The organism is Acetobacter conturbans, assembly GCF_011516755.1.
GTDB classification, from domain to species: Bacteria; Pseudomonadota; Alphaproteobacteria; order Acetobacterales; family Acetobacteraceae; genus Acetobacter; species Acetobacter conturbans.
Map to the genome: position 1 here is coordinate 37,287 of NZ_WOSY01000008.1, position 11,651 is coordinate 48,937.

The 11,651-nt window shown below is 61.1% G+C and carries 9 protein-coding genes; 2 read left to right on the plus strand and 7 right to left on the minus strand.

Going from position 1 to position 11,651, the window contains the following annotated elements; translation table 11 throughout:
* Positions 1 to 31: 31 nt before the first annotated feature.
* The 7 genes from thrC to GOB81_RS09650 all read right to left on the minus strand — a co-directional run bounded on the left by thrC (position 32) and on the right by GOB81_RS09650 (position 8,998).
* Positions 32 to 1,432: a threonine synthase gene (thrC, locus tag GOB81_RS09620; protein WP_173570209.1), complete on the minus strand. Its 1,401-nt coding sequence runs from the start codon at positions 1,430 to 1,432 to the stop codon at positions 32 to 34.
* 40 nt (positions 1,433 to 1,472) lie between these two features.
* On the minus strand, positions 1,473 to 2,606 hold the full coding sequence (locus tag GOB81_RS09625) for an SMP-30/gluconolactonase/LRE family protein (RefSeq protein ID WP_242010169.1): 1,134 nt from the start codon (positions 2,604 to 2,606) through the stop codon (positions 1,473 to 1,475).
* Positions 2,607 to 2,682: 76 nt separating this feature from the next.
* Entirely contained in the window at positions 2,683 to 3,981 is a 1,299-nt protein-coding gene (locus GOB81_RS09630) for an Hsp70 family protein (RefSeq protein ID WP_173570211.1), read from the minus strand.
* 43 nt (positions 3,982 to 4,024) lie between these two features.
* Complete coding sequence (locus GOB81_RS09635) at positions 4,025 to 4,843, minus strand: EAL domain-containing protein (RefSeq protein ID WP_173570212.1); 819 nt, start codon at positions 4,841 to 4,843, stop codon at positions 4,025 to 4,027.
* Positions 4,844 to 5,182: 339 nt separating this feature from the next.
* Positions 5,183 to 6,211 carry an isocitrate/isopropylmalate dehydrogenase family protein gene (locus GOB81_RS09640; protein ID WP_173570213.1) on the minus strand — a complete coding sequence of 343 codons (1,029 nt, stop codon included), beginning with the start codon at positions 6,209 to 6,211 and terminating at the stop codon, positions 5,183 to 5,185.
* Positions 6,212 to 6,284: 73 nt separating this feature from the next.
* Entirely contained in the window at positions 6,285 to 8,087 is a 1,803-nt protein-coding gene (locus tag GOB81_RS09645) for an aminopeptidase P family protein (RefSeq protein WP_242010170.1), read from the minus strand.
* 35 nt (positions 8,088 to 8,122) lie between these two features.
* A complete protein-coding gene (locus GOB81_RS09650; RefSeq protein WP_173570214.1) occupies positions 8,123 to 8,998 on the minus strand; it encodes a hypothetical protein in 876 nt (291 codons plus the stop codon).
* Between the two features lie 324 nt (positions 8,999 to 9,322).
* Here GOB81_RS09650 and purB point away from each other — a divergent pair, with 324 nt between their 5' ends.
* Together purB and purC are read left to right on the plus strand one after the other, a co-directional pair.
* Positions 9,323 to 10,672: an adenylosuccinate lyase gene (purB, locus tag GOB81_RS09655; RefSeq protein WP_173570215.1), complete on the plus strand. Its 1,350-nt coding sequence runs from the start codon at positions 9,323 to 9,325 to the stop codon at positions 10,670 to 10,672.
* Positions 10,673 to 10,839: 167 nt separating this feature from the next.
* Positions 10,840 to 11,604 carry a phosphoribosylaminoimidazolesuccinocarboxamide synthase gene (gene purC, locus GOB81_RS09660; protein WP_173570216.1) on the plus strand — a complete coding sequence of 255 codons (765 nt, stop codon included), beginning with the start codon at positions 10,840 to 10,842 and terminating at the stop codon, positions 11,602 to 11,604.
* Positions 11,605 to 11,651 lie beyond the last annotated feature (47 nt).

Genomic DNA, 11,651 nt, shown 5'->3' on the forward strand with positions numbered 1-11,651 from the left:
AGGCGGCACGCGACCGCCTCGGAAATTGGGATCATCGGCTGTTGGAAAGTGCCGCCGATCTTACGGCGTCCTCAACGGTATCAAGCGTGTTGTCCACGACACGGAAGCGTTCTTCCCGGTCGAACAGGTCAGCCAGTGCAGGCGGGAGGGCCGGTGTAATGCCCGTCGCGGCCCGCATCGCATCGGGGAATTTCGCCGGGTGCGCCGTCGCCATGGCCACCATCGGCACGCCGGGTTCCCGGAACTTCCGTCCTGCCGCGATACCGATGATCGTGTGGGGATCCGCGAGATACTGACTGTTCTGGTGCATGGAACGGATCTGGGATTCCGTCTCCGCGTCATCAAGGGCCACGCCTGAGAAAAGCGTGTGAATCGACTCCCACACTTTTGCCGGCACGTCCATCTTCCCCGTCGTGCGGAAGCTGGTCATCAGCTTCGCGCAGGCATCGGCGTCACGCCCAAGGAACTCGAAGAGCAACCGCTCGAAGTTGGAGGAGACCTGAATATCCATCGACGGCGAAAGACTGGGCACGACCTTGCGCGTGGTCATGTCGTTGCTGTTGAGGAAGCGGGAAAGAATGTCGTTGCGGTTGGAACCGACACAGAGATGCCTGATCGGGAGGCCCATCTGTTTCGCAACCCACGCCGCGAGCACATTGCCGAAATTGCCGGTCGGCACAGCGAAGGATACTTCGCGGTCCGGAGCTCCAAGGGCAAGCGCGGAATAGACATAATAGGGAACCTGAGCCGCGATGCGCGCCCAGTTGATCGAGTTGACGGCCGAAAGATTCATGTCCTGACGGAACGGCAGATCGGCGAACATCGCCTTCACCATATCCTGACAGTCGTCGAAGGTTCCCTTGATGGCGATGTTGGTGATGTTCGGGTCCAGAACCGTCGTCATCTGACGGCGCTGTACGTCCGAGGTCCGGCCTTCCGGATGCAGGATCACCACTGTCAGACGGTTCCGTCCACGGCACGCCTCGATGGCGGCAGACCCGGTGTCGCCGGAGGTCGCGCCCACAATGGTCACGCGCTCATCGCGCTCGGTCAGCACATGGTCGAACAGACGACCCAGAAGCTGAAGTGCCATGTCCTTGAAGGCCAGTGTCGGACCGTGGAACAGTTCCTGCACGAACAGCCCGTCTTCGACCTGCCTCAGCGGTACGATGGCGGCGTGATCGAAGTTGGAATAGGCATCCCGGCACAGGTCCAGAAGCGTGTCGTGGTCGATGGATCCTGCCGCGAACGGCGCGATGATCTTCGCAGCCAGTTCCGGATAGGGCAGACCACGCATTGCCCGCCATTCATCGGCGGAAAACTGGGGCCATGTTTCCGGCATATAAAGCCCGCCATCCTCGGCGAGCCCGGCGAGCAGGATGTCGGAGAAGGAGCGAACCGGGGCCTGGCCACGGGTGGAGACGTATTTCATGCGGTATGTATAGCCGTTCTGAAGCGAGGCGGGGAGGGGACTATTTGCGGAGAACGTCGGAAGTGGCGTCTTCCGGCACGCGGAACTTGTAGACGGTCACCGGCCAGTGAACTGTCGCCTGTCCGTTCTGAAAGCGTGCCGCCTGATCCAGTTGCGCCGCCGGGACAAAAATTGTGTTGCCGGAGAGCGCCAGCCCTCCCGGCCATTTCAGGCGCGGATCGGTGATCAGGTGATGCGGAATGCGCCCCGGCGTGTAGCTGTCGATGCTGCCCGTTGTGACGTCGGACCAGTACAGCGTGCCGTCCGCACCGATCGTAAGGCCGCCCAGTGCATGGGTTTTGTACCAGAGGGTTGCGCTTTCCTGGAATGCCGTGTTCGTCGAAGCATCATCATTGAACAGCGCGGTGGCCACCCGATAAAGTGGGCCGCAATAAGCCTGCACGTAAAGCCACTGGCCGTCCGGACTTATGGCGACAAGGCTCGCGTCAATCGCCAGCGGTCGTCCGTCGCGGGCCTTCACCACACCAGAAGCCGCTTCGATTGGGCGCTTGGCCGTCAGCCCTTCCAGATGGTCGAGAAATCGCCGTGCGACACCGCTTTCCAGATCGATGACCACTATTCCGGGAACGCCCGAATCCGCGACGTAGGCAGTTTGCGCATGAATGGCGATCCCCGAGAGGATGCTGCCAGACCGCAGGGCATCAGCCGACACCGGGACGACGCGTGTCACCTTGCCGGAGGCCGGATCGATACGGACCAGTTTCGCCGGTGCTTCCGGTTTTTGCTCACGATCAGGCACACCACTGTCCACAACCCACAACGCCCCGTCGGGCGCCAGCGTCATGCTGGTCAGGGCGACGAACCTGTTGCCCGGATCACCGTCAGGCGCATTCCAGCTGGCATCGGGGTAAGGCCCGACGGCACCATTCGTCGCGCTGCTGATGTTCAGTTGCGGTGCGGGATTGCCAAGCCACCGTGGCGCTTCCAGCACAAGTCGCCCATCAGGGAGCGCGACCACGCTCTCCCATATCTGGGAATTCGAGGTGAGAACAGGCGTCAGATCGGACGCCGTGGATTCCGCCTTTTCCGGCATGGGAACAGCCCGCGCAGAGACTGGCAGAGTAGCCAGAACAAGCGGCACGGACAGGCAGGTGATGCGGAGCAACCTTTTCATGGAGCGGAGTTTCACCTCGTTCGCGCGCGGCTGACAACACCCTGCCATTGCGATCCTGACGCGCAGCTATTTTCTGTCACGCGTCCACCCTCTTCGGTTGCGCCAGCGCCAGCCCTTCCGCCACGGAAACGAATTCTCCACCCAGTTCCACCTTCTCAGCACCAAAGCGGCTGCTGAACAGCGCCCGCACAGCAGGTACGAACGAGGTGCCCCCTGTCAGAAACACGCGGTCTATGTCGTGGGGCGTAAGACCGGAGCGTTCGATGGCAAGGTCGATTCCTTTGCCAAGATGCTCGAGATCCGGCGCGATCCAGGTTTCGAAATCCGCGCGGGTGATCGTCTCTTCGAGCTTCAGTCCCTTCTGGCGGAATCGCAGAGTGGCAGCGTCTTCCGTGGACAGCGCCCGTTTGGCGTCGGAGACGGCATTATAGAGCAGTTGCCCATTCTGCTCACGGATGAGCTCGATGAGATTCATCAGCCGTTCGGGTTCGGAGGCCGTACGGGCGACTTCGGCGATTTCATTCAGGATTCGGGGTGTCCGCATGAGCGAAAGGCGATGCCAGCGGGCGAGGGAGGAATACCACTCGATGGGCACCGGCAGCGGCTCTCCCCCCATGATCCGAAAGGTGCAGTCTCTTCCAAGATAGGGCGCGACCACATGCTCGATGATGCGGGTGTCGAACTGATCACCTGCCAGCCCCACGCCCGCATAGCCGAGCGCGCGTGTCGGGTTGTCGGAACCCGGATCGAAGCGCATGACCGAAAAATCGCTGGTGCCACCACCAAAGTCTCCAACCAGAACCGTCGCGGCATGCTCCAGCCGGTGCGCGAATTTCCAGCCCGCCGCTTCCGGTTCGAGCATGATCGACACATCGGAAAAACCCGCTTCAGCAAGACTGCTGCGTAAACGGGCCTCACCCAGATCGTCGTCTGCTTTCTCGCCTACGAACCGGACAGGTCGCCCGACCGTAACGGCGCATACCTCCGGGGTGAGCCGGGCCAGTTTCATCAGTTCCCGCAGGAAGGACGCGATGAGGGTTTCCAGCGGTACACGCTGTCCGAAAAGCTGCGTTTCCCGGAAACTGGCCTGCGCGAGGTAGGATTTCATCGACATGATCAGGCGCGTTTCGGAGGGATCGTCGAGATAGGCCTCGATCGCGTCCGCACCGACGGCGCGTTCGACCTGCTGGCGGCCGGCATTCAGTTCCTGCCAGAGCGCGAGCAATGTGCGGCACGTTTCCACACCCGATCCATCGGGCGTGGGAAAGCGGACGGTTTGCGTGGTGCCGTTGGGCTCACGCAGGACAATGACGCTGTTGGTCGTGCCGAAATCGATGCCCAGCCGGATCAGAGGCGCAGGATGTATGTTTGTCATCGAACCGAATTAAAAGCTGCGCTGTGCGCTGTCCACACTCTCGTCAGGGGGTCCGCTTTCGGCTGACGGATGTTTTCCGTCCTCCTGCGGAGAGGGAAAGGAAATCTGGCAGCGATTGCGGCTTTCCAAGAGCTGTCCCCCGGCCTTCCTGACAGCCGATCGTCTGGAGGAAAGAGAGGATTTCTGCCGTGTCCACGCCTTCCGCCCGTGTCCTGAGGCCGAATTCAGTTCCTAGCTGCACAACAGAGCGGGCAATGCTGCGACCCGCCTCAAGCTGGAGCGGATTTTCATGCATGAACAGGTGGCGATCGAGTTTTACGTCCGTGATGAGGCCGGCGAAACTCCGGTCCCGGAGGAGGGAGAGGCTGGTGACACCGGTTCCAAACCCTGCCAGCACGAGCCCGACGCCGATATCGCGGAGAATGGCCAGTGAATAGAAAAGGGCATCGCTGTCCGTTGTGAGGCTGGTTTCGGTAAATTCCAGTTCAAGGCGGGGTGCGGCCAGATTATGGGCGCACAGGACGGATGCCAGTTGTGCCAGCAGGTCCTCCGGCACGGAGTCGGGCGATTCCACCGGGAGCGAAATCCGGAAGCGCGGAGGTAATTCAGTAGCGAGACGGCAGCCTTCAGCGAGAATCGATACCCATAAGGGCTCTTTCTGCTTGCGACGCGAAGAGGAGCGTCCAAGGGCGAGAGCGTGGGGCGTCACCAGATCCACACCGCTGAGAGCCAGGCTCGCAAGGGAAAATCGGGGGGCTAGACAGAAGGCCGTGTCGGAACGGTCGTCCGTGCGCGTACCTGCAAAGCGCGCTTTCGTACGGGTAGTGGGCTCCGGGCGCCCCGAAGATGACGTGGTGGACAAACAAAATTCTCCCGGTAGCAGGTCAGGCGGGAGAATAAATCGCGCAGGTAACTTTCAGGTAAATCTTCTGGCAAACTCCAGAGCAGCGAAAAAGATCATGGATTAAGTGAGGATGTGCCGGAAAACAGCCATTCCCCGTGGCTATTTTGCCTCATCGCTTCACTGAGGGGGCTGCCGGTCAACAGGCGGCGCCAGTAACAAACAGGTGATGTCCGGCCATCAGAATCCGGGTGTGCAAATATAGACGGTAAAAGAAAAGCACCCTCCCCGAGATGAGGGAGGGTGCTTTTCAGACGTTATTGAACGGCTCTGATAAGATGGGCCGTTTATGTCCTGAAATCAGGAAATAGCCTGCTTCAGAGCCGCCGTCAGATCCTGAGTGGACGCAGTGCCACCAAGATCGCGCGTGCGGACTTCACCGCCGGTGATCAGCTTGGTGATCGCCGTGTCGATGCGGTCAGCCAGATCGTCGCGGTTGACGTGACGCAGCATCATCACCGCAGCGAGCAGCAGCGCCAGAGGATTGGCAAGGCCCTTGCCTGCAATGTCCGGAGCGGAGCCGTGTACCGCCTCGAAGATTGCTGTTTTTTCGCCGATATTTGCGCCCGGCGCCATGCCGAGGCCGCCGACGAGACCAGCCGCCTGATCGGAAAGAATGTCACCGAACAGGTTGGTCGTGACGATCACGTCGAACTGCCACGGATTGGTCACCAGCTGCATGGAACAGGCATCGACGATACGCTCATCGCATTCGATCTTGCCCTTGTATTCCGCAGCAACCTTGCGGCCGGCTTCAAGGAACATGCCGCACATCTGCTTGATGATGTTGGCCTTGTGGACCAGCGTCACCTTCTTGCGGTCGTTCTTCACCGCATATTCGAATGCGAAGCGAACGATGCGTTCACACTCCTTGCGGGAAACATAACCGCCGGACAGCGCGATGCCTTTCGGATCACCGTTGGCCGGGATCGTGTTTTCCATCGCGGCGTAATAGCCCTCGAGGTTCTCACGAACGATCACGAGATTGATATTCTCGTAACGACCGCCGGGGATGATCGTCTTCGTCGGACGGAGGTTCGCGTAAAGCTCGAACTCCTGACGCATCGTCACGTTGATGGATTTGAAGCCACCACCAACCGGTGTCGTCAGCGGACCCTTGAGAGCAAGGCCGGTCTTGCGAATGCTCTCGATGGTGTCCTTCGGCAGCGGGTCGTTGACGGCGTCCACGCCCGCCATGCCGGCGATGTGACGCTCCCACGCAAACGGGGCTCCAACGGCGTCGAGGATCTCGACCACCGAATCCATGATTTCAGGGCCAATGCCATCACCGGGAATGAGGGTGGCGGGGATAGTTTTGCTGTTCGTCATGATGAACTCCCTATGCATCCGCCGCCACTTCTGCCGCGCATTGAGGCAAAGCGCGATGCGCAAATGCGTGTTTTCACTTCCTGTTGATGGGCGAGCAGGCATGCATCAGCCATTTTGCCGCTTCGGGAGGCAGCAGCGGACCCACCTTTTCGAGGACGCGCGCATGATAAGAATCAAGAATATCCGTCGCTTCCGGCCCAAGAAGCATCGGGTCGACCAGACAACGATCGAAAGGAGCGAGTGTCAGCGTTTCAAAGGCCCGAAAGTTTCGTCCGTCCTGTCCGACATCGGTCTTCGTCACCAGAAGCAGCGTTTCCAGCCGGATGCCGAATGCGCCAGGGCGGTAATAGCCCGGCTCGTTCGACAGGATCATGCCCGGTTCCAGCGCCACCCTGTTAGGCACTTTGGAAATACGCTGCGGGCCTTCATGCACGGAAAGATAGCTGCCCACGCCGTGCCCTGTGCCGTGGTCGAAATCCAGGCCCGCCTGCCACAGAGCCTGACGCGCCAGCACATCAAGGACGCTGCCGGGTGTGCCCTGTGGAAACACCGCGCACCCGAGTTGCAGATTGCCTTTCAGCACGCGGGTAAAAGCGTCCCTGATATCGGCCGGGGGTTCACCGGGACCAGTCCAGATTGTTCGTGTGATGTCGGTCGTGCCGTCCAGATACTGCGCGCCGCTGTCCACCAGATAAACTGTATCCGGGCCGAGCGGTCGATTCGTCTCGGGCGTCACGCGGTAATGGATGATGGCGCCGTTGGGACCGGCACCCGAAATGGTGTCGAACGAGTCCTCCCGATACTCCCGGGCCTCCGCACGGAAAGCGCGGAGGCGATCAACCAGATCGAGTTCCGTTGAGGCGGCGGCATGACCGTCCAGCCAGTGCAGGAAGCGGCATACCGCCACGCCGTCACGCAGATGCGCAGCCCGCGCGCCGTCCTGTTCGACGCGGTTTTTCCGGGCGCGGGGCAGGGCGCAGGGATCGGCCTTCTCCACGATCGTTGCGCCAGCCGCTTGCAGCGTCTGGGGAAACCAGACCGGCGTGGCGGCAGGGTCGACGCTCACAACCTTGTCTTTCAGGGCTGACAGCGCCTTTTCCAGCTCATCCGGTCCATGCACATTGACATCAGATCCAAGCCAGTCACGGACATCCGTGGTGATTTTCGCCCGATCCACAAAGAGATCGACGTGACCGGAGCGATGCAGGATCGCAAATGACAGAACGACCGGCGTGCACGGAATATCCGTCCCCCGGATGTTCAGCAGCCACGCAACGGAAGTGGTGTCGGCGATGATGGCGGCCTCACTCCCAACATCATCAAGCTCTTTCGCAAGCATCTTCCGTTTCGTTTCGCTGCTCTCACCCGCGAACTGCAACGGATGAATCTGCGCCGGACCGGAAGGATGAGCCGGCCTGTCGGTCCAGATCGCGTCGATCGGATTGAAGGAGACGGGAACCAGAGTGATGTTCTCAGCCTTCAGGCTGTCGAGTGCCTGCTGGCTGATGATGCGGGGGTCATAGCCGATACGGGCATTTGGTGGCGCACGCTCTGAAAGCCATGTGCGCGGCGGTGTTTCCGTGATGTGGAGACGGTCCCACAGCGCGCGATCCACCTGATCGTCCATCTGGGTGATATAACGACCGTCGGAAAAGACGGCTGCTCGCTCAGCCAGAATGACGGCGAGACCGGCGCTCCCCGTGAATCCGGTGATCCACGCCAGTCGTTCGGCGCAGGCTGGCACATACTCACCGAGATATTCGTCACTTCGCGGAACGATCAGTCCATCCAGCCCCTCCTTTTTCAGCAGGGTGCGAAGGGCGGTCAGGCGGCGGGGCATCTCTGTTACGCTGCCATCGTTTCCGGTGGTGACCATGGGACTCTCCTTGGTTTGCCGAAACCTTATGTTTTTCAGTGCGAATTTTGCGTGGGAGGCACCACGATCATATCGGACGAATCGCCGGAAGTGATCGGGGGCAGGGTATCGTCGGGCGGTGGCGGTGGCGGCGGTGGCGGCAGGAACCTGTGCGGCTTCGCGACGAGCGCACCCTTTCTGATGGGCGCGACAGGCGGCGTTTCCGGTTCGTCCGGAATAGTGCTCGGCTCGACGGCAGGCGGTGCAGACTCGACCGGTGCTGCCGGGATCGCCCTTGCACTGGGAGTGGCTGCCGGAGGAATGGGCGCGACCGGGTGAGGCGTGACCGGGAGAGCGGACTGGGCAGCAGGTGGAGCGACCGCGGGCGTCCGGACGGGGCCGACCGGTGCGGGAGCCGTAGGAATACTGGTCGGTGCAACCATTTTCGCCGGGATCTGGGCAGCGGGCGCCGGTGCTACTGTAGGCATCGCCTCATGAGCCGGGAGCGTAGCGGCTGGCGGCCTGGCCCGGACGCCGGACGCGACCGGAGGTGTTGCCGTGGATTTTTTCTGGCCGAATGTCTTGCGTGAGGCGGCCGCCCGCTCCTGCGCCGACTGTTGCCTCAGCGTGTCGATAACGTTCGGAAGGGTTTTCTCGTGCGCTGCCGCCGGATGGGCATCATGCCACTGGCTGCCATCGAACCAGCCCTGCCAGTGGCCCCGCTGGTCAAACCAGCCCGCATGACCTCCATGAGAGCCGAAGCTCCATCCTTCCTGATAATGGGCAGGACGATAGTTATACTGTTCGTAGCATCCCGTAAGCGCCAATGCGGCCAGCAGGCTTGCTGCTTTCTGTCCCGTTCGCGCCACGCTCTCTTCACTCCACAGACTGTACTGACGGAAATCACGCGGCCAGCGTTCATCCCCGATCACGGGTTGGACCAGAGACAGCCTTCCGGGGCAAGAGGGAGGTGACGCGGGAAGTAAGGTGGACACCGCTCTCACCGCCTCCGCGATGCTCCTTCGGTAAACCGTTCGGATACCGTTTCGTCGCGCGCCAAAATGGGTTAGAGCATCGTCGAACTCGACCGGAGTCGGGCGTCCGGCCCCGCAATGCTCTCCACAGCACCTGCACGGAACGGAACCCGTTTGCGCCATGCGAGGCGATGGTTGCTCCGGGCACATTACCAGATTCAGACCTGCGACAGGCAGGCCGGGTTCGGTCGGTCACGCAGACTTAAGAGGGAAAAGCGTCTCATGGTGCCTCGTTACACACGTCCTGCAATGGTGAGCATCTGGGCTCCGGAAAACCGTTACCGGATCTGGTTCGAGATCGAGGCGCTGGCGTGCGAGGCGATGGCGGAACTGGGTGAGATTCCTGCCGAGGCCGCCCGCACCATCCGTGAGAAAGGTGATGCCGCGATGGCGGCTTTCTCGCAGGCCGACCTCGACCGTATCGACGCCATCGAGGCAGAAACCCGTCACGACGTGATCGCGTTCCTGACGTGGCTGGCCGAAAAGGTTGGCCCGGACAGCCGTTTCGTGCATCTGGGTATGACGTCTTCCGACGTGCTCGACACCTGTCTCGCCGTACAGCTCACGCAGGCTACGGACCTTTTGCTCACGGGCATCGATTCGGTGCTGGCAGCGGTCAAGAAACAGGCGTTCGCCCACAAATACACACTCACCATTGGCCGCAGCCACGGCATCCACGCCGAACCGACGTCCTTCGGCCTGAAAATGGCTGGTCATTACGCTGAATTCGACCGCAACAAGACGCGACTGGAAACAGCTCGCGCCGAGATCGCTACCTGCGCCATCTCCGGCGCGGTCGGCACATTTGCGCATCTCGATCCGCGTGTTGAAGCCTACGTCGCCGACAAGCTCGGCCTGATGCCTGAGCCTGTCTCCACGCAGGTCATTCCCCGTGATCGTCATGCCGCCTATTTCTGTGCCCTCGCCGTCATCGCCAGTGGTGTCGAGCGCCTTGCGACGGAAGTGCGTCATCTCCAGCGTTCGGAAGTGCGCGAGGCCGAGGAATTCTTCCATCCGGGCCAGAAAGGCTCGTCCGCGATGCCGCACAAGCGGAATCCGGTCCTGTCCGAGAACCTTACCGGTCTCGCCCGTCTCGTTCGTGCAGCCGCCATCCCGGCGCTCGAGAACGTGGCGCTGTGGCACGAGCGCGACATCAGCCACTCTTCCGTCGAGCGTAACATCTGCCCGGACGCGACGCTGGGCCTCGACTTCGCGCTGGCCCGTCTCGCCGGGATGATGGACAAGCTGCTCGTCTATCCGGACCAGATGATGGCCAACATCGAGAGCCTTGGTGGCGTCGTTCACTCCGGCGAGGTTTTGCTGGCTCTCGCTCGGGCAGGCGTGCTGCGTGAGGACGCCTATCGCATCGTCCAGCGTTGCGCGATGGCGACATGGACCAATCTCGGCAAGCCGGGCTGCAAGACGTTCCGCGAAAACCTGGATGCCGATCCGGAAATCGCCGGTCGTATTTCGCCGGAAGTGCTGGATGCGGCGATGGACAGCCGTTCGCACCTGAAAGCGGTCGATGATCGCTACAAGCTGATTTTTGGTGAATCTGGCCCGAAAGCCTGAAGCCACACCTTGTGCCGGCACAGGTTTCCGGCACAGGCGGCTGTATCATCTGACGCCGAAGGCTGCTAAGAGGCAGCCGCAGAGGCCCGCCGCCGGGGGGGCGACAACTGCGGGCAGATATTTCTGCATTCCTGCCCGCAAGTCTTTTAGAGTGAGCAAGGACGACCATGGCCCGCCGCCGCCAGCTGTATGAAGGTAAAGCCAAGATTCTGTTCGAGGGGCCGGAACCCGGTACACTGGTGCAGTATTTCAAGGACGATGCCACAGCCGGAAATGGCGCCAAGCATGGCATCATCACCGGCAAGGGCGTGCTGAATAACCGCATCAGCGAATATATCATGTTGCGTCTGCAGGACATCGGCATCCCGACGCACTTCATCCGCCGGATCAACATGCGGGAGCAGTTGATCCGCGAGGTGGAAATCATCCCGCTGGAAATCGTGGTGCGCAATATCGCGGCGGGCAGCATCGCCAAGCGCCTCGGTATTCCCGAAGGTACGCGCCTGCCGCGTTCCATCGTCGAATATTATTACAAGAACGACGCCCTCAATGACCCGATGGTGGCTGAAGAGCACATCACGGCGTTCGGCTGGGCCTGCACGCATGACATGGACGACATGGTCGCCATGGCCCTGCGGGTGAATGATTTCCTGACGGGCCTGTTTGCGGGCGTCGGCATCTCGCTGGTCGATTTCAAGCTGGAATTCGGTCGCCTGTGGGAAGGCGAAGAGATGAAGATCATTCTCGCGGATGAGATCTCTCCCGACAACTGCCGCCTGTGGGATTCCAAGACAAGCGAGAAGCTCGACAAAGACCGGTTCCGCCGGGACATGGGTCAGGTCGAGGAAGCCTATCAGGAGGTTGCCCGCCGCCTCGGTATTCTGCCCGAGGCCGGAAACGGCGATCTCAAGGGTTCTGAAACGATGCAGTGAAAACACACCGGAGATCGGGTGTGTTTTGAAGATTGAGGCCATGGGGC